This is a genomic window from Pseudomonas sp. 13B_2.1_Bac1 (genome assembly GCF_025466155.1).
Lineage (GTDB): Bacteria > Pseudomonadota > Gammaproteobacteria > Pseudomonadales > Pseudomonadaceae > Aquipseudomonas > Aquipseudomonas aylmerensis.
In genome coordinates, this window is sequence record NZ_JANLOH010000036.1 from 29,497 (window position 1) to 46,218 (window position 16,722).

General features: G+C 61.5%; 18 protein-coding genes. 3 read left to right on the forward strand and 15 right to left on the reverse strand.

Annotated features, from left to right (window positions below):
* Positions 1-4 precede the first annotated feature (4 nt).
* The 6 genes from NTD80_RS07550 to ubiE are packed head-to-tail and all read right to left on the reverse strand — an operon-like array spanning position 5 to position 4,072.
* Positions 5-283, reverse strand: coding sequence for a twin-arginine translocase TatA/TatE family subunit (locus tag NTD80_RS07550; RefSeq protein WP_012721795.1), 279 nt, complete (start codon positions 281-283; stop codon positions 5-7).
* 25 nt (positions 284-308) lie between these two features.
* Entirely contained in the window at positions 309-641 is a 333-nt protein-coding gene (locus NTD80_RS07555; protein WP_065899885.1) for a phosphoribosyl-ATP diphosphatase, read from the reverse strand.
* A 2-nt stretch (positions 642-643) separates the two neighbouring features.
* Positions 644-1,036: a phosphoribosyl-AMP cyclohydrolase gene (gene hisI, locus NTD80_RS07560; RefSeq protein WP_065899886.1), complete on the reverse strand. Its 393-nt coding sequence runs from the start codon at positions 1,034-1,036 to the stop codon at positions 644-646.
* Between the two features lie 41 nt (positions 1,037-1,077).
* Entirely contained in the window at positions 1,078-2,682 is a 1,605-nt protein-coding gene (ubiB, locus tag NTD80_RS07565) for a ubiquinone biosynthesis regulatory protein kinase UbiB (protein WP_065899888.1), read from the reverse strand.
* Complete coding sequence (locus NTD80_RS07570; protein WP_201143378.1) at positions 2,679-3,302, reverse strand: SCP2 domain-containing protein; 624 nt, start codon at positions 3,300-3,302, stop codon at positions 2,679-2,681. The genes ubiB and NTD80_RS07570 overlap by 4 nt, the downstream gene beginning before the upstream one ends.
* Positions 3,302-4,072 (reverse strand): bifunctional demethylmenaquinone methyltransferase/2-methoxy-6-polyprenyl-1,4-benzoquinol methylase UbiE, encoded by a 771-nt coding sequence (ubiE, locus tag NTD80_RS07575; protein WP_003171186.1) that lies wholly within the window; start codon positions 4,070-4,072, stop codon positions 3,302-3,304. Before ubiE ends, NTD80_RS07570 begins: the two co-directional genes overlap by 1 nt.
* 144 nt (positions 4,073-4,216) lie before the next feature.
* On the opposite strand from ubiE, the gene NTD80_RS07580 reads away from it, so the two are divergent.
* The 3 genes from NTD80_RS07580 (at position 4,217) to NTD80_RS07590 (ending at position 6,031) form a co-directional block, all read left to right on the forward strand.
* Positions 4,217-4,492: a polyhydroxyalkanoic acid system family protein gene (locus NTD80_RS07580; protein ID WP_065899890.1), complete on the forward strand. Its 276-nt coding sequence runs from the start codon at positions 4,217-4,219 to the stop codon at positions 4,490-4,492.
* A 105-nt stretch (positions 4,493-4,597) separates the two neighbouring features.
* Positions 4,598-5,020 carry a phasin family protein gene (locus NTD80_RS07585; protein WP_065899891.1) on the forward strand — a complete coding sequence of 141 codons (423 nt, stop codon included), beginning with the start codon at positions 4,598-4,600 and terminating at the stop codon, positions 5,018-5,020.
* Positions 5,021-5,032: 12 nt separating this feature from the next.
* Positions 5,033-6,031 carry a phasin family protein gene (locus tag NTD80_RS07590; protein ID WP_262132962.1) on the forward strand — a complete coding sequence of 333 codons (999 nt, stop codon included), beginning with the start codon at positions 5,033-5,035 and terminating at the stop codon, positions 6,029-6,031.
* 58 nt (positions 6,032-6,089) lie between these two features.
* Here NTD80_RS07590 and NTD80_RS07595 read toward each other — a convergent pair whose 3' ends face one another.
* The 9 genes from NTD80_RS07595 to argS form a co-directional block, all read right to left on the reverse strand.
* Positions 6,090-6,710 carry a TetR/AcrR family transcriptional regulator gene (locus tag NTD80_RS07595; RefSeq protein ID WP_262132963.1) on the reverse strand — a complete coding sequence of 207 codons (621 nt, stop codon included), beginning with the start codon at positions 6,708-6,710 and terminating at the stop codon, positions 6,090-6,092.
* A 27-nt stretch (positions 6,711-6,737) separates the two neighbouring features.
* The gene (gene phaC / locus NTD80_RS07600; RefSeq protein ID WP_065899895.1) at positions 6,738-8,420 is read right to left on the reverse strand and encodes a class II poly(R)-hydroxyalkanoic acid synthase; all 1,683 of its coding nucleotides are present in this window, start codon (positions 8,418-8,420) and stop codon (positions 6,738-6,740) included.
* Between the two features lie 88 nt (positions 8,421-8,508).
* Positions 8,509-9,354, reverse strand: a complete 846-nt coding sequence (gene phaZ / locus NTD80_RS07605; RefSeq protein ID WP_262132966.1) for a poly(3-hydroxyalkanoate) depolymerase — start codon at positions 9,352-9,354, stop codon at positions 8,509-8,511.
* 167 nt (positions 9,355-9,521) lie between these two features.
* Positions 9,522-11,201: a class II poly(R)-hydroxyalkanoic acid synthase gene (gene phaC, locus NTD80_RS07610; RefSeq protein WP_106805380.1), complete on the reverse strand. Its 1,680-nt coding sequence runs from the start codon at positions 11,199-11,201 to the stop codon at positions 9,522-9,524.
* Between the two features lie 249 nt (positions 11,202-11,450).
* On the reverse strand, positions 11,451-11,828 hold the full coding sequence (locus NTD80_RS07615) for a DUF971 domain-containing protein (protein ID WP_262132968.1): 378 nt from the start codon (positions 11,826-11,828) through the stop codon (positions 11,451-11,453).
* A 184-nt stretch (positions 11,829-12,012) separates the two neighbouring features.
* Positions 12,013-13,350, reverse strand: a complete 1,338-nt coding sequence (hslU, locus tag NTD80_RS07620) for an ATP-dependent protease ATPase subunit HslU (protein ID WP_065899903.1) — start codon at positions 13,348-13,350, stop codon at positions 12,013-12,015.
* 37 nt (positions 13,351-13,387) lie between these two features.
* Positions 13,388-13,918, reverse strand: a complete 531-nt coding sequence (gene hslV, locus NTD80_RS07625) for an ATP-dependent protease subunit HslV (RefSeq protein ID WP_010563201.1) — start codon at positions 13,916-13,918, stop codon at positions 13,388-13,390.
* A 259-nt stretch (positions 13,919-14,177) separates the two neighbouring features.
* A complete protein-coding gene (locus tag NTD80_RS07630; protein WP_065899905.1) occupies positions 14,178-14,879 on the reverse strand; it encodes an SPOR domain-containing protein in 702 nt (233 codons plus the stop codon).
* 1 nt (position 14,880) lies between these two features.
* On the reverse strand, positions 14,881-16,617 hold the full coding sequence (gene argS / locus NTD80_RS07635; protein WP_065899907.1) for an arginine--tRNA ligase: 1,737 nt from the start codon (positions 16,615-16,617) through the stop codon (positions 14,881-14,883).
* Positions 16,618-16,722: the final 105 nt, after the last annotated feature.

Below are 16,722 nucleotides of genomic sequence, written 5' to 3' on the forward strand. Positions count from 1 at the left end.
GTGCTCACGAGTCTTTGCGGGTCGGCTCTTCGACTTTTTCAGCCTGCACGTCGAAGGTACGACGTTCGGTGATCGGCTGGGTGGCCTGTGGGTGCACAGGCTGGGCCGGAGGCACCGGGTTGACGACCGGGTCGGCCGGCTTCTCATCGTCGTTCATGGCTTTGCGAAAGCCCTTGATCGACTCGCCCACGTCGGTGCCGAGGTTTTTCAGTTTCTTGGTGCCGAACACCAGTACCACCACCACCAGAATGACGATCCAGTGTTTCCAGTCAAAAATGCCCATGCTGCAATTCCTCTGTAAAAGTTATTCAGGCGGACGGGCGCGAGGCCTTTTCGGCATGCCCGGACAAGCCGAAGCGACGGTCCAGTTCATCCAGCACTGCCTGTGGATGCTGCCCCAGTTGGGCGAGCATGACCAGGCTGTGGAACCACAAGTCGGCAGTTTCGTAGATCACATCACTGCAGTCGCCACTGACCTGGGCGTCCTTGGCGGCGATGATGGTCTCGATGGATTCTTCGCCGAGTTTTTCCAGAATCTTGTTCAAGCCCTTGTGGTACAGGCTGGCGACATAGGAGCTGTCGGCGTCCGCGCCTTTGCGGTCTTCCAGCACCTGGGCCACACGGTTCAGGGTATCGCTCATGTTCAGTGTCCTGCGGAGTAGATGGCGTGCGGGTCTTTGAGCACCGGCTCGACAACCTTCCATTCGCCGTTCTCGAACACGCGATAGAAGCAGCTGTGACGGCCGGTGTGGCAGGCGATGTCGCCGATCTGCTCGACCATCAGGATCACCACGTCGGCGTCGCAGTCGATGCGCATCTCGTGCAGGGTCTGCACATGCCCGGACTCTTCGCCCTTGCGCCACAGTTTGCCACGTGAGCGTGACCAGTAGATGGCACGCTGCTCAGCGGCAGTCAGGCTCAGCGCCTCGCGGTTCATCCAGGCCATCATCAGGACGCGCCCGGTCTTGTAGTCCTGGGCAATGGCCGGCACCAGGCCGTCACTGTCCCACTTGATCTCGTCCAGCCAGTCTTTCATGTTCGGCTCCGGCAATTTGCGACAGTGTATAACCGGATTGGCTATCGACGCACGATCAGATAAACACCCACGGCGACCATGATGCCGGCCGGCCAGTGGCCCAATTGGTTCAGCGGCCCGCCGATGGCCAGCATCACGCCACCCACCAGGTGCGCCGCGCCGAGCAGGCGCAGGAACCAGTCGTCCTTGCGCTTCTGCCATGGTGGCGCCGGGTCCTTGGCATGGGGCTGGGACATGCGCTCCAGCAGGTCGCGGGTCATGTTGGCCAGGTGCGGCAGCTGTTCCATCTGGCTGTGCAGGTTGCCCAGCAAGGTTTTCGGGCTGACGCGCTCGCGCATCCAGCGTTCGAGGAACGGCTGCGCGGTGTTCCACAAGTCGAGGTCCGGGTAGAGCTGGCGGCCCAGGCCTTCGATGTTCAGCAAGGTCTTCTGCAGCAGCACCAGTTGCGGCTGCACTTCCATATTGAAGCGGCGCGCGGTCTGGAACAGGCGCATCAGCACCTGGCCGAAGGAAATATCTTTTAATGGTTTTTCGAAGATCGGCTCGCACACGGTGCGGATCGCCGCTTCGAATTCATTCAGCTTGGTTTCTGCCGGCACCCAGCCTGAGTCGATGTGCAACTGCGCCACGCGCCGGTAGTCACGCTTGAAGAAGGCGAACAGGTTGCGCGCCAGGTAGTCCTGGTCTTCCGGGGTCAGGCTGCCGACGATGCCGCAGTCGATCGCGATGTATTGCGGGCTCCACGGGTTGACGGTGCTGACGAAGATGTTGCCCGGGTGCATGTCGGCGTGGAAGAAGCTGTCGCGGAACACCTGGGTGAAGAAGATCTCCACGCCGCGCTCGGCGAGCATCTTCATGTCGGTACGCTGGTCGGCGAGGGTGGCGAGGTCAGTGACCTGCACGCCGTAGATGCGCTCCATCACCAGCACTTTCGGGCGGCACCAGTCCCAATACACTTGTGGCACATAGAGCAACGGCGAGCCTTCGAAGTTGCGCTTGAGCTGGCTGGCGTTGGCCGCCTCGCGCAACAGGTCGAGTTCGTCGTAGATGGTTTTTTCGTAGTCGGCGACCACGTCCACCGGGTGCAGCAGGCGTGCATCCGCCGAGAAACGCTCGGCGGCGCGGGCGAGGATGAACAGCCACGCCAGGTCCTGGCCGATGATCGGCTTGAGGCCCGGACGAATTACCTTCACCACCACTTCTTCGCCGGTCTTGAGTTGCGCCGCGTGCACCTGCGCCACCGAGGCCGAAGCCAGGGGCTCGACGTCGAAGCGGCTGAACACCTCGCTGATCTTCTTGCCCAGCTGGTCTTCGATGAGCTTCATCGACTGCTGGGAATCAAATGGCGGTACGCGGTCCTGCAACAGCATCAGTTCGTCGGCGATGTCTTCCGGCAGCAGGTCGCGGCGGGTCGACAGGATCTGCCCGAACTTGATGAAGATCGGCCCCAGGTCCTGCAGCGCCAGGCGCAGGCGCGCGCCACGGCTCAGCTCCAGCTGTTTGCGCGGGAACCAGCGCCACGGCAGCACATAGCGCACCGCGAGCAGGAACCACGGCAGGGGCAGGGCGAACAGCAGGTCATCGAGGCGGTAGCGGATTACGACGCGCTGGATACGAAACAAACGGCGGACGGCGAGCAGCTTCATGCGTTATCGCTTGGATCAAGGGAACGGCTCAGGCGCTCGAAGCGGGCCTCGAGGCGTTCCAGGTCGATTTTGGCCTTGTCGAGTTCACGAAAGCGCGCTTGCGCTTCCCGTTCTCCGACCAGGGTGCGCGATTCTTCGCTCAGGTATTCGGCGAGGTTCTGATTGAGGCTGGCGAACCCCTGCTGGTACCAGCGCGAGCGGCTGCGCAGGTGTCCGCTGATCAGTTGGGTGGCCACGGGGCCGATCCAGCGGGACAGCTCGTATTCCCAGTCCAGCTCCAGGTCCTGCAGCACGGCGGCCAGGTCCATCAGCACCGCGCTGTCGCCTTCCAGCTCCACTTCGGGGCTGTGCAGGATGGCGGTCTTGTTGCGACTGAGCGCCAGGTGCAACAGGCTCGAGGCCGGCGCACGCAGGGTGCAGTCGGCCTCGGCGGCCCATTGGGTCGCGAGCAGCAGGCCTTCATCGCTGGGCAGGATAAACAGCTGCAAGGCGGGGCTGCGGCAGTCGACGGCAATCACCTTGCCGGTCAAGTGCGCCAGCCGCGCCAGGGCGGTGCTGTCCAGGCGCAGCACACGGTTGAGGCCGTGCTCTACGCTGGCGAGGAGGCCCGCGAACAACATCAGGGCTTGATGCCGCGGTGCAGGGCGACGATGCCCGAGGTCATGTTGTGGTAGGTCACGCGGTCGAAACCGGCCTCTACCATCATCGACTTCAGGGTTTCCTGGTCGGGGTGCATGCGGATCGATTCGGCCAGGTAGCGGTAGCTCTCGGCGTCATTGGTGATCAGCTTGCCCATCAGCGGCATGAAGGCGAACGAGTAGGTGTCGTAGACCTTCGACATCAGCGCATTGGTCGGCTTGGAGAACTCCAGGACCAACAGGCGGCCGCCCGGCTTGAGGACGCGCAGCATCGAGCGGATCGCATCTTCCTTGTGGGTCACGTTGCGCAGGCCGAAGGCGATGGTCACGCAGTCGAAATGGTTGTCGGGGAACGGCAGTTTTTCTGCGTCGGCCTGGACGAATTCGATGTTGCCGGCCACGCCCTTGTCGAGCAGGCGGTCACGGCCGACCTTGAGCATCGAACCGTTGATGTCCGCCAGGACCACCTGGCCGGTCGGGCCAACCAGCTTGGAGAACTTGGCTGCCAGGTCGCCCGTGCCGCCGGCGATATCCAGCACGCGGTTGCCGGTGCGGACACCCGACAGCTCGATGGTGAAGCGTTTCCACAGGCGGTGCATGCCGCCGGAGAGCACGTCGTTCATCAGGTCGTACTTGGCCGCTACGGAGTGGAACACCTCAGCGACTTTTTCCGCTTTCTGGCTTTCCGGGACGTTCTTGAAGCCGAAGTGAGTGGTGGGTTCGGCATCGCTGCCTTTGCGCTGATCAGTCATATCGCTGTCACCAAAAGAGAATGCGGGACATGATAATCCCCAAGGCCTGCTTTGTCTTGGCAAGGCTGCAGGTAAGATGGGCGGTCACCGAGACCTTTTGCCGCATCGAAGGTATTCAAATCCCTATAAAGAGGAGTCATTGCAATGGCCCGTATAACCGTTGAACGTGCACATTCCCTGGGTAAAGAAGGCGCACGGGCAAAGGCCGACAAGTTGGCGCACAAACTCCAGGAGCAATATGGCCTCGAGCCGTCGTGGTCCGGCGATACCTTGAACCTCAAGCGTTCGGGGGTTAAAGGCACGGTAGTCGTCGCTGATGATTCACTGCGTATTGATGTGGAACTGGGGCTGTTGATGTCGGCCATGAGTGGCACGATCAAATCCGAAATCGAGAAAGCCCTGGATAAAGCCTTGGCCTGATCCGCGTGTACTTAGGGTGCCGATTCTAATTTTCCAGCCTACTTTGTGCCCAAGCCCTCAACTCCTGTGGGCCGTTCCTCCCCCCTTTTTCGCGTGAGGTGCACCATGGCCAAAGTTATTCTGAAGAAAAAAATCGACGCCCAGACCACTGCCCTGAGTGACGTTAAAACCTATGCCCGCAAGATTTGGCTGGCGGGTCTTGGTGCCTACGCCAAGGTCGGAAGCGAGGGCAGCGACTACTTCAAAGAGCTGGTTAAGACTGGTCAACATGTTGAAAGTAAAGGCAAAAAAGTTGCAGTTGAACAACTTGATGCTGCCAACAGTCAGATTGATCAAGTAAAGAGTAATGTCTCCGCGGTCAAAGGTCTGGTAGAAGTTCAGCTGGATAAAGTTGAAAAAGCTTTTGATACTCGTGTCGCCAGTGCCTTGAATCGAATCGGCATTGCGTCTAAACATGACGTGGAGACACTCTCTGCTAAGCTCGAAGAGCTGACGGCATTGCTCGAACGTGTCGCGCGTAAACACTAAGGAGACATCGGGATGGCTGTTAAAAAGACTACTCAGAAAGAAGGCAGCTCGTGGGTCGGGAAAGTTGAAGAATATTCCCGCAAGATCTGGCTGGCTGGTTTAGGCGTTTACTCGAAGATCGACAGTGACGGCAGTAAACTCTTCGAGACTTTGGTCAAGGACGGCGAAAAGGCCGAGAAGTTGACCAAGAGCACAGTTGGTAAACAAGTTAATGCCGCCAAGGCGACTGCCGGTTCGCGCATCAGTGATGCGAAGAAACAGGTACTGGGTACTTGGAGCGAGCTTGAAGGGGCACTGGATACTCGCCTCAACAAAGCTATCTCGCGACTGGGCGTGCCTAGCCGTACTGAAGTGAAGGCCCTGCACACCAAGGTCGATACCTTGACCAAGCAAATCGAAAAACTCACGGGCGCCAAAGTGGCTCCGGTTAAAACCGCTGCGGCGAAACCGGCTGCCAAGCCAGCGGCCAAAACCGCTGCTGCCAAACCGGCCGCCAAAACCGCTGCCAAGCCTCTGGTGAAAGCTGCCGCCAAGCCTGCTGCCAAACCTGCGGCCAAGGCCCCTGCGAAAGCCGCGGCGAAACCCGCCGCCAAGCCTGCAGCCAAGACCGCCGCGGCCAAACCGGCCGCCAAGCCTGCGGCTAAACCTGTAGCGGCTAAAGCTGCAGCCAAGCCAGCGGCTAAACCGGCTGCCAAGCCTGCCGCCAAAGCAGCAGCAAAACCCGCCGCCAAGCCGGCAGCGAAAACCGCAGCAGCCAAACCTGCCGCCAAGCCAGCTGCCAAGCCTGCTGCCGCGAAACCGGCTGCCAAGCCCGCTGCTGCCAAACCGGCCGCCGCGAAGAAGCCCGCTGCAGCGAAAAAACCCACAGCGGCCAAGCCCGCCGTAGCGGCCAAGCCTGCCACCGCACCAGCGCCAACCGCGTCCTCAGCCAACTCGGTTTCCGCACCGACGTCCGCTGCTGTCACCCCGACTGCAACGCCGGTAACCCCGACGCCATCCAGTCAGTCCTGATTTCTACAGGACAGAAAAAAACGCTCGGCCTACAGAGGTCGGGCGTTTTTTTTAATTTTTAATCGGTGTGATCCAGGTATTTGAGGGCCAATCGCTCGGTCGCCTGGCGTGCCGGCAACATCAAGTGCGGCGCCACCAGCATCATGATCTGGTACACCACCACCCGCACTTCGCCGTCGCGGTCGATAATGCGCTGGTAGTCCAGGGAGAACAACAGGGTCAGGGTGATCTGCTCCACCAGTTGCCCCAGTGCCTGGGTATCGCTGACCAGTTGCCCCGCCGTCTTCAACCGCGCCAGCAATGACGCCAGGGTGCGCTTGAGTGCAGTCAACAGGCCACGAATCCCCTTGGCCAGCTTCGGCAGGCGGCCGGCCAGGTTGGACAGGTCCTGGAACAAAAAACGGTAGTGCGCCATGCGCTCGACGATCAGGTGCAGGAACAGCCAGTAATCCTGGGCCTCCAGTTGCGCATCTGCCGGTGGGTCGAGCAGCGGCGCCAGCTCGTTCTGGAAGCGCTCGAACAGCCCGAGCACCAGCGGCTCCTTGCCATGGAAGTGGTAGTAGAGGTTGCCGGGGCTGATCCCCATTTCATTGGCCACCTCCATGGTCGACACGTTCGGTTCGCCCTTCTGGTTGAACAACTGCAGGGCACATTCAAGGATACGGTCGCGGGTCTTCATCCAGTCTTCTTAATGTGATCGTTGAGCTCAGCGCACCCGCACGTAAGTGCCTGGCGCCGCTTCCATCGGTGGATAGTTCTGGTTGCCCAGGGCGGTGAGGGTTTCGCGCTGTACGCCCGAGCGTTGCTGGATCCAGGTCAGCCACTGTGGCCACCAGCTGCCTTCGACGTGATCGGCGTCGTAGTACCAGGCACGCGGGTCGCTGCTCAGCTTGGGGTTTTCGACGTAGTTGGCCTTGGGGTTGCCCGGCGGGTTGAGGATGCTCTGGATATGCCCGCTGTTGGACAGCACGAAGCGCCGCTCGCCGCCCAGCAGTTGGGTGGAGCGGTACACCGCGTCCCACGGCGTGATGTGGTCGTTGATCCCGGCGACGCTGAAGCTGTCCACCGTGACCTTCTGCAAGTCGATGGGCGTGCCGCACACCTCCAGGCCGCCCGGATGGCTCAACGGGTTGTGCTTGAAGAAATCCAGCAGGTCGCCATGCAGTGCGGCGGGCAGGCGCGTGTTGTCATTGTTCCAGTACAGGATGTCGAACGCCGGTGGCTCCTTGCCCAGCAGGTAATTGTTGATCCAGTAATTCCAGATCAGGTCATTGGGACGCATCCAGGCGAACACGCGCGCCATGTCGCGGCCGTCGAGCACGCCTTGCTGGTAGGAGCGGCGCTTGGCCGCCTCCAGGGTTTGCTCGTCGACAAACAGCGTGGCGGGGCTGTCGATCTGGCTGTCCAGCAGGCTCACCAGGTAGCTGGCACTGGAGATGCGCCGCAGCTGGCGCTTGGCTTGCAGATGGCCTTGCAGGGCCGCGATGGTCAGGCCGCCGGCGCAGGCGCCCATCAGGTTGACTTCACGGGCCCCGGTGATCGCCCGGCACACGTTCAGCGCTTCTTCCAGCGCGGCCACATAGGTGGACAGGCCCCATTCGCGATGGCGTACGTCCGGGTTGCGCCAACTGACGATGAACGTCTGCAGGCCGTTCTTCAGCGCGTACTGCACAAAACTGTTGGCCGGGCTCAGGTCGAAAATGTAGTACTTATTGATTTGCGGCGGCACGATCAGCAGCGGCTTGGCGTACTGCTTTTCGCTCATGGGCTTGTATTGGATCAGCTCCAGCAGCTCGTTGCGAAACACTACCGAGCCCGGCGTGGTGGCCACGGTCTTGCCGACCTCGAAGGCCTGCTTGCTCACCTGGCGTGGCAGGCCGTGGTTGTGCAGCAGGTCGTCGAACAGGTTGCTCACGCCGCGCACCACGCTGTTGCCGCCGGAGTTGAGCAGCTCCTTGATGGCCAGCGGGTTGAGTAGAGTGTTCGACGGCGAGACGGCGTCGTTGATCAGGGCGAAGGCAAAATGCGCACGGGCGCGGTCATCGGCGCTCAAGGTGCTGTCATCGATCCAGTGGCGGGTCTGCTTCTGCCAGCTCAGATAGGCTTGCAGGCTGCGCCGGTAGAAGGGGTTGAGGGCCCAGGTCGGGTCGACAAAGCGGCTGTCGCGGGGATTGGGCTCGTGAACCGTTTCCCCCAGCAGTACGCGGCCCAGTTGACCGCCCAGCGCGAGCGCGTGACGGGCGGTATGCACCGGGTTGCGCAAGCCATGGGCGGCGACGCTGCGCAGGGTCGACAGCAGATCCCGGCCGCGCAGGCCGGTGATCGCATTTTGCGCGTTGATGAACGCAGCGGGGGTGGGCGCCGGGTTCGTCACGGGTCTTTCTCGCATGAGCCAACACTCCTTCGTCAAGCCATCAACAGGCACGCCAATTCAGAACCATAGCCGGTTCTCGGCAAGTTGCGCGGCGGCGCAGTCCTTACACCGCCGGTCGCGGGTGAATCACCGCCCGCAGACGCTCCTCCTCGAGAAACTTCATGATGATCGGAGCCACGGCTTCCGCGCGGGTGATCAGGAACAGATGGCCGTCATCGATGATGTGCAACTGCGCGTTGGGAATGCGCCAGGCCAGCATGCGCATGTTGATCAGCGGGATCAGCGGGTCGTCGTCCCCGGCCAGCACCAGGGTCGGCTGGCGGATCTTGTGCAGCCAATGAATGCTGGTCCAGCCAAGCCCCGCGAACAGCTGCCAGTAGTAGCCGAGCTTGCCGGCCGAGCGCACTTTGCTGGCGTGTTCGGCGGCCAATTTCGAGTCGCGGCGGAACGAGCCGCCGTAGATCATCGGCGCAATGCGCACCACATGAGAGGGCTGGATATAGCGCCGTGGGCTCGCCATCAGCCACAGCACCTTGGGTTTGCCCGGCACCATAAAGGCGCCGGCGGCGGTGGCGGCCAGGATCAGCTTCTTGCAGCGCTCCGGGTAGTCATAGGCAAACTGCTGCGCCAGCGCGCCGCCCCAGGACACGCCCACCGCGTTGACCTGGCCGTAATCCAGGTAATCGAGCATGCGCGCCGTGAGCTTGGCCAAACCAGGAAACCGGTACGGCCGGCTGGGCGTCGAGGAACCGCCCACGCCCGGCACGTCGAAGGCGATCACTTCCAAGTCCGGGTCCAGGGCCTGGACGAACGGAAACACCAACTCAAGGTTGGCGCCGATGCCGTTGAAGATCAGCAACGGCGTCAAGTGCGGCTTGCCCGGGCGCACCGCCGTGCGGATGGTCTGGCCATCCAGGTCGATGGTGCGGAAGATGAACGGTTGCGGCATGCTCGAGCCCTGTCAGGTGGTGCATAGGTCTAATGGGCGGTGCGGTCCCGGTGGGAGCTGGCTTGCCTGCGATGAGGCCGGCACCTGCAACAGCTCTGCTGGCTGACCCACCGCTATCGCAGGCAAGCCAGCTCCCACACTGATCTCGTTTCAGCCACGCATTCTGGTTACCGTTCGTGAACGTATGTCCCCGGCGCAGCCTCAGCTGCGGCGTAAGTTTTATTACCCAAAGTTGTCGGCGCCTTCTTCAGTTTCCCCGCCCGCTCCGCCTGCCAGGCCTGCCAATGCAGCCACCAGGAATCGGTGTGCTTGGTGGCATTCTCCTGCCATTCCAGCGCCTTGCCCGCCAAGCCATCGCTGGTCTGGTAGCGCGCCTTGGGGTTGCCCGGCGGGTTGAGGATGCTCTGGATATGCCCGCTGCTGGACAACACAAACTCGACCTTGCCGCCAAACAGCTGCGCCGACTTGTAGCAGGACTGCCAGGGTGTGATGTGGTCGTTGGTACCGGCCAGTGAATAGATATCGGCGGTGACCTGCTTGAGGTCGATCGGCGTGCCGCACACTTCCAGTGCATTGGCGCGCACCAGTGGGTTGTTCTTGAACAGTTCGATCAGGTCGCCGTGGAAGGCCGCCGGCAAGCGCGTGGTGTCGTTGTTCCAGAACAGGATGTCGAACACCGGCGGCTCGTTGCCGAGCAGGTAGTTGTTCACCCAGTAATTCCAGATCAGGTCGTTGGGGCGCATCCAGGCGAATACCTTGGCCATGTCGCGGCCTTCCAGCACGCCGGCCTGGTAGGAGTGGCGCTTGGCCGCTTCAAGGGTCTGCTCGTCGACGAACAGCGCCACCTGGGTGTCCAGCGTGGTGTCCAGCACACTCACCAGCAGGGTCAGGGCGTTGACCTTCTTCTCGCCCAGCGCCGCGTAGTGGCCCAGCAGCGCGGTGCAGGTGATGCCGCCGGAACAGGCGCCGAGCATGTTGATGTCTTTGCTGCCGGTGATCGCGGTGACCACATCGACGGCTTCTTTCAGCGCTTCGATATAGGTCGACAAGCCCCACTCGCGCTGCGCCTTGGTCGGGTTGCGCCAGCTGACGATGAACGTCTGCTGGCCATTGCGCAGGCAGAAGCGCGCCAGGCTTTTATCCGGGCTCAGGTCGAACACATAGAATTTGTTGATCTGCGGCGGTACCACCAGCAATGGGCGCTCGTGCACCTGCTCGGTGGTCGGCTTGTACTGGATCAGCTCCAGCACGTCGTTGCGAAACACCACGGCGCCTTCGGTGGTGCCCAGGGTCTTGCCGACTTCAAACGCACCCATGTTGACCTGGCTCGGCATGCCGCCGTTGTGCACCATGTCCTTGGCCAGGTGGGACAGGCCATCGAGCAGGCTCTTGCCGCCGGTTTCAAAGAAGCGCTTGACCGCCGCCGGGTTGGCCGCGCTGTTGGTGGGGGCCATGGCTTCGGTCATCAGGTTGATCACGAAGTGGCCGCGGCTGATGTCCTGTTCCGACAGGTTGCTGTCGCCGATCCACTCGTGCAGTTCTTTGCGCCACGCCAGGTAGGTCTGCAGGTAGCGTTTATAGAGCGGGTTCTGGGTCCAGGCCGGATCATTGAAGCGACGGTCGTCGCTCTCGGGCTGCAGCTGCGATTTGCCGAACATCACGTTCTTCAATTCGACACCGAAGTGGGCCACATGCTTGACGCTGTGCAACGGTTGCTTGATGGCTTGGGTCAGCACCATCTTCGCCGAGGCGAGTAAATCCTTTTTTCGTAACGCGATGATCGGGTTGAGCCCCAAGGTGTTTTCCGAGGCCTGGCGTTTCAAGTCATCGTTATTCTTGTTACTCATCTACGACGCTCCATTGTCCGAAAGACGAGTACCGGGTACCGCTGCGCACCAGGTTTCGATACACAACACAAGCCAGGTACTGCGACTCGGGTGACCGTTGATACCGCATCGTCAAATGCAGGGAACTTGCCAGTTCCATTGGTTACCCGAGTTTAATTTTTTTCGCAAGCGGGCCAATCATTGGCCACGCGACAGGGCATTCAAGCAGATGAAATTAGAAAATGCCCTCTAAAGAGCAAGAAGCCTGGGCTAGAGCATCAGGCGCACGACCGATTCACTCGGATCACGGGTTTTGCCGGCAGCCTTGAGCTCGACGAGATAATCGGCCCACAGCGTGTCCTGACGCACGGCCAGTTGGTAGAGGTAGTCCCAGGTGAACAAACCGCTGTCATGCCCGTCGTCGAAGGTCAATTTCAGTGCGTACTGACCGGCCGGCTCGATCTTGGTCAAGCGGACATTGAGTTTGCCGAATTGCAGGATGGGTTTGCCGTGGCCTTGGACCTCGGCCGACGGCGAGTGCACCCGCAGCAGTTCGGCAGGCAACTGGTAGACCTCGTCGGGCCCGTAGGTGAGGCCGAGGGTATTGGAGGTTTTGTGCAGGTTGATGGCGGTAGGCAGTTTGGTCATTTGGGGAACCGCTCGGAGATGATCCTGAAGGAACCGGATCAATGTGGTCGCTGGGCGTGTGTGGGAGCTGGCTTGCCTGCGATAGCATCACCGCGGTGCTTCTGGCACTACGCGGCGACCCCATCGCGGGCAAGCCCGGCTCCCACAAAAGCCAGCGCTCACACAAGCTGGTCCGATGTAAGGCTTACAGGATATAACGAGACAGATCTTCGTTCTGCGCCAATTCGCCCAAGTGGCTGTTGACGTAGTCGGCATCGATCTTGATCGCCTCGCCATTCTGCGCGCCCGCCATGTCGCCAGCGCTGAAGGACACTTCCTCAAGCAGGCGCTCCAGCAGGGTGTGCAGGCGACGGGCACCGATGTTCTCGGTCTTCTCGTTGACCTGCCAGGCAATCTCCGCCAGGCGCTTGATGCCGTCCGGCAGGAACTCGATGCCCAGGCCTTCGGTTTTCAGCAGCTCACGGTACTGCTCGGTCAGCGACGCGTGCGGCTCGCTGAGGATGCGCTCGAAGTCGCCCGGGGTCAGCGCCTTGAGCTCGACGCGAATCGGCAGCCGGCCTTGCAGCTCGGGTACCAGGTCGCTGGGCTTGCTCAGGTGGAACGCACCGGAGGCGATAAACAGGATGTGGTCGGTCTTGACCATGCCCAGCTTGGTGTTCACGGTGCAACCTTCGATCAGCGGCAGCAGATCGCGCTGCACGCCTTCACGGGACACATCGACGCCGCCGGCGTTGCCGCGCTTGGCCACCTTGTCGATCTCATCGATAAACACGATGCCGTGCTGCTCGACCGCTTCCAGGGCCTTGGCCTTGAGCTCTTCCTCGTTCACCAGGCGCCCGGCTTCTTCGTCGCGCACCAGCTTCAGTGCTTCCTTCACCTTGAGCTTGCGGCTTTTCTTCTTGCCCTTGCCCATGTTGGCGAACAGGTTCTGCAACTGGCTGGTCATTTCTTCCATGCCAGGTGGTGCGGAGATGTCGACGCCGGAAACTTCGGCGACTTCGATCTCGATTTCCTTGTCGTCCAGCTGGCCTTCACGCAGGCGCTTGCGGAACAGCTGGCGGGTGTTGGAATCCGAGGCCGGTGCGGCGTCTTCGTTGAAGCCCATGCGCGCCGGTGGCAGCAGGGCGTCGAGGATGCGTTCTTCGGCGGCGTCTTCGGCGCGGTGGCTGACCTTGGTCATTTCCTGTTCGCGCAGCAGCTTCAGCGCGGCGTCGGCCAGGTCACGAATGATCGACTCGACGTCGCGGCCCACATAGCCCACTTCGGTGAACTTGGTGGCTTCGACCTTGATGAACGGCGCGTTGGCCAGCTTGGCCAGGCGCCGGGCGATCTCGGTCTTGCCCACGCCGGTCGGGCCGATCATCAGGATGTTCTTGGGGGTTACTTCAACGCGCAGTTCTTCGGGCAGTTGCATCCGGCGCCAGCGATTACGCAGCGCAATGGCAACGGCGCGCTTGGCATCGTCCTGGCCGATGATATGGCGATTGAGTTCATGGACGATTTCGCGGGGAGTCATGGACATAGTGTTTGGCGGCCTCAAGCAGGAATAAGCCTACGGCTTACTCGGCGAGGTCCTGCTCCTCAATGGTGAAGTTGTGGTTGGTGAACACGCAGATGTCGCCGGCAATGCCCAAGGCAGTCTCGACGATTTCGCGGGCCGACAGGTCGGTCTTCTTCAACAGTGCGCTGGCAGCCGCTTGTGCGTAGCCACCACCGGAACCCATGGCGATCAGGCCGTGTTCGGGCTCAACCACATCACCGTTACCGGTGATGATCAGGGACGCGTCTTTGTTGGCGACTGCCAGCATGGCTTCCAGGCGGCTGAGGGAGCGGTCGGTGCGCCATTCTTTGGCAAGCTCGACAGCGGCGCGCACGAGGTGGCCCTGATGTTTTTCAAGCTGGCCTTCGAAACGTTCGAAGAGGGTGAAGGCGTCGGCGGTAGCGCCGGCAAAGCCCGCGAGAACCTGGCCGTGGTACAGGCGACGGACTTTTTTCGCGTTGCCTTTCATCACGGTGTTGCCAAGGGAAACCTGGCCGTCGCCGCCCATGACGACTTTGCCGTGGCGACGTACTGAAACGATGGTGGTCAAGGGGAGAGTCTCCACGCAGCGGGGCGAAAATGCCCTGATGGAAACTCATATGGGGGTGGCGGGGGGGATTTCAACCGTAGGGGTTTAAGGCGGACGAGTGGTGTTTATCGGTCTGACAAATTTTTTAAGCGCACACCAAAACCAAATGTGGGAGCGGGCTTGCCTGCGATGGTGGTGTGTCAGTCACTGAAAATATTGACTGTTACACCGCCATCGCCGGCAAGCCAGCTCTCACATGGGCCCTACTGTGTTGTCAGATTCAGCGGCTCTGGCGTTGTTGTAACAACAGGTTGCTAAACCCGGCGCCGGCCAGTTGTTTCTGTGCGACGGTCAGCTGTTCGCGGTTGCTGAACGGCCCTACCAGGACGCGATACCAGGTCGCGTCCTTGACCGTGCCGGACTCCACCGTCACCGTCTGGCCGAGCAGGATGATCTGCGCACGCACACGATCCGCATCCGCCTGTTTCGGGAACGAGCCCGCCTGCAGGAAGAACTTGGTCACCGGCGCCGCCTTGGTCTCTGCAACCGGCGGGGCTGGTGGCGGGGTGATCCCGGCCAGCGCCGCCTGGGCCCGTGCGGTGTCGATTTTCGCCGCTTCCGCAGGCGTTACCGGAGTGGTCGGCACTTGCGGCGTCGGCAGGGTTTTCTCCGGCACGGCGTCGGGCGGCACGATCACTTCCGATTCTGGCAGCAGCGTGTAGAAGTCGTACTTCGGCTTCACCGGTGCAGTCGGGCTCGGCGCAGTCTTGTTGGCTTCGGCGATTTTGGTGGCCTTCTGCTGCTCCTGCTTGACGCGTTTGACGTCATCGCCCTTGCCCGGCTCCAGCTTCATCAGAATCACCACAAACGCGCCGACCGCCAGGCCGATGGCCATCCACAACCAGCCTGGAATAGGCTTCTTCGCCGGTGCCTGGTAGCGGCTCGCGCCGCGCTTGGGTGCAGGTTTTTTCTTGGCAGCCAACTTACATACGCTCCAGGGTTTCCAGGCCTAACAGTTCCAGGCCTTGCTTGAGGGTCCGTCCAGCCAGTGCGGCGAGGCGCAGGCGACTTTGCTTCTGGGCTTCGTCGTCGGCGGTGAGGATCGGGCAATTCTCGTAGAAGCTGGAGAACAGACCGGCGACTTCGTACAGGTAGGTGCAGAGGATATGCGGCGTGCCTTTCTCGCCGACGCTGTTCAGGACTTCGCCGAATTGCGCCAGTTTCGCGGCCAGTTCCTGCTCATGCGGGGCCTGGAGCACGATCTGGCCTTCGACTGCGCTGAAATCCTTGCCGAGCTTGCGGAACACCCCGGCTACGCGGGTGTAGGCGTACAGCAGGTACGGCGCGGTGTTGCCTTCGAAGTTGAGCATCAGTTCGAAGTTGAAGCTGTAGTCGCTGGTGCGGTGCTTGGACAGGTCGGCGTATTTCACCGCGCCAATCCCCACCACGCGGGCGATGTTGCGCAGGTCGGCCTCGGCCAGCTCCGGGTTCTTTTCCTTCACCAGGTTGTAGGCACGCTCCTGGGCTTCGGTCAGCAGGTCGATCAGCTTCACGGTGCCGCCGTCGCGGGTCTTGAACGGGCGGCCATCGGCGCCGTTCATGGTGCCGAAACCCATGTGTTCCATGTGCATCGGGTGGGTGACAAACCCTGCGCGCCGCGCCACTTCGAACACCTGCTGGAAGTGCAGGGCCTGGCGCTGGTCGACGAAATACAGCGCACGGTCGGCTTTCAGCACGCCGCTGCGGTAGCGCACGGCCGCCAGGTCAGTGGTGGCGTAGAGGTAGCCGCCATCGGCCTTGACGATGATTACCGGCAGCGGCTCGCCGTCGGCAGTCTTGAATTCTTCGAGGAACACGCACTGGGCGCCGTTGCTTTCGACCAGCAGGCCCTTGGCCTTGAGGTCGTTGACCACGTTGATCAGGTCATCGTTGTAGGCGCTTTCGCCCATCACGTCGGCCGGGGTCAACTTGACGTTAAGCAGCTCGTAGATTTCCTGGCAGTGCGACAGCGAGATCTCCCGGAAGCGGCCCCACAGCTCCAGGCATTCCTTGTCACCGGCCTGCAGCTTGACCACCAGGCCACGGGCGCGGTCGGCGAATTCTTCGGATTCGTCGAAACGCTTCTTGGCGGCGCGGTAGAAGTTCTCCAGGTCTGCCAGCTCGTTGCTGGTGATCGGGTTTTCCTGCAGATACGCCATCAACATGCCGAACTGGGTACCCCAGTCGCCCACGTGGTTCTGGCGGATCACGGTGTCGCCGAGGAACTCCAGCACGCGTGCCACGCCGTCGCCGATGATGGTCGAACGCAGGTGGCCGACGTGCATTTCCTTGGCCAGGTTGGGTGCCGACAGGTCAATTGCCACGCGCTCGAGCGGGCCGGCCTTGCGCACGCCGATTTTTTCGTCAGCCAGGGCCGCGTCCAGGCGGGACGCCAGGGCCTGGGTGTTCTGGAAGAAGTTGATAAAGCCCGGGCCGGCGATTTCGGCCTTGGTGACCTGCGGGTCGGCGGGCAGGGCGGCGATGATTTTTTCCGCTAGGTCGCGCGGTTTCATGCCCGCAGGCTTGGCGAGCATCATCGCGATGTTGCTGGCGAAGTCGCCGTGGGTCTTGTCGCGGGTGTTTTCCACCTGGATCGCCGGCGTCAGGCCTTCAGGCAACACACCTTCGTTGACGAGTTGGGTGAGGGCTTGTTGGATCAGCTGGCGAATGGTGTCTTTCATGGTGTTCTCTTTCGACCGCAAGCGGCGGCGCGCGATGCGCAGGTGGAAAAACTGGGCATTATCCGTGGCGAGGGCGGGCTTGCCAACCGTTCAGGTTCTTCGGCA

What these genes read in the sequence shown, in the direction of transcription:
- NTD80_RS07550 (WP_012721795.1), bottom strand. Translation starts at nt 283, where the DNA reads ATGGGCATTTTTGACTGGAAACACTGGATCGTCATTCTGGTGGTGGTG.
- NTD80_RS07555 (WP_065899885.1), bottom strand. Translation starts at nt 641, where the DNA reads ATGAGCGATACCCTGAACCGTGTGGCCCAGGTGCTGGAAGACCGCAAA.
- hisI (WP_065899886.1), bottom strand. Translation starts at nt 1,036, where the DNA reads ATGAAAGACTGGCTGGACGAGATCAAGTGGGACAGTGACGGCCTGGTG.
- ubiB (WP_065899888.1), bottom strand. Translation starts at nt 2,682, where the DNA reads ATGAAGCTGCTCGCCGTCCGCCGTTTGTTTCGTATCCAGCGCGTCGTA.
- NTD80_RS07570 (WP_201143378.1), bottom strand. Translation starts at nt 3,302, where the DNA reads ATGTTGTTCGCGGGCCTCCTCGCCAGCGTAGAGCACGGCCTCAACCGT.
- ubiE (WP_003171186.1), bottom strand. Translation starts at nt 4,072, where the DNA reads ATGACTGATCAGCGCAAAGGCAGCGATGCCGAACCCACCACTCACTTC.
- NTD80_RS07580 (WP_065899890.1), top strand. Translation starts at nt 4,217, where the DNA reads ATGGCCCGTATAACCGTTGAACGTGCACATTCCCTGGGTAAAGAAGGC.
- NTD80_RS07585 (WP_065899891.1), top strand. Translation starts at nt 4,598, where the DNA reads ATGGCCAAAGTTATTCTGAAGAAAAAAATCGACGCCCAGACCACTGCC.
- NTD80_RS07590 (WP_262132962.1), top strand. Translation starts at nt 5,033, where the DNA reads ATGGCTGTTAAAAAGACTACTCAGAAAGAAGGCAGCTCGTGGGTCGGG.
- NTD80_RS07595 (WP_262132963.1), bottom strand. Translation starts at nt 6,710, where the DNA reads ATGAAGACCCGCGACCGTATCCTTGAATGTGCCCTGCAGTTGTTCAAC.
- phaC (WP_065899895.1), bottom strand. Translation starts at nt 8,420, where the DNA reads ATGCGAGAAAGACCCGTGACGAACCCGGCGCCCACCCCCGCTGCGTTC.
- phaZ (WP_262132966.1), bottom strand. Translation starts at nt 9,354, where the DNA reads ATGCCGCAACCGTTCATCTTCCGCACCATCGACCTGGATGGCCAGACC.
- phaC (WP_106805380.1), bottom strand. Translation starts at nt 11,201, where the DNA reads ATGAGTAACAAGAATAACGATGACTTGAAACGCCAGGCCTCGGAAAAC.
- NTD80_RS07615 (WP_262132968.1), bottom strand. Translation starts at nt 11,828, where the DNA reads ATGACCAAACTGCCTACCGCCATCAACCTGCACAAAACCTCCAATACC.
- hslU (WP_065899903.1), bottom strand. Translation starts at nt 13,350, where the DNA reads ATGTCCATGACTCCCCGCGAAATCGTCCATGAACTCAATCGCCATATC.
- argS (WP_065899907.1), bottom strand. Translation starts at nt 16,617, where the DNA reads ATGAAAGACACCATTCGCCAGCTGATCCAACAAGCCCTCACCCAACTC.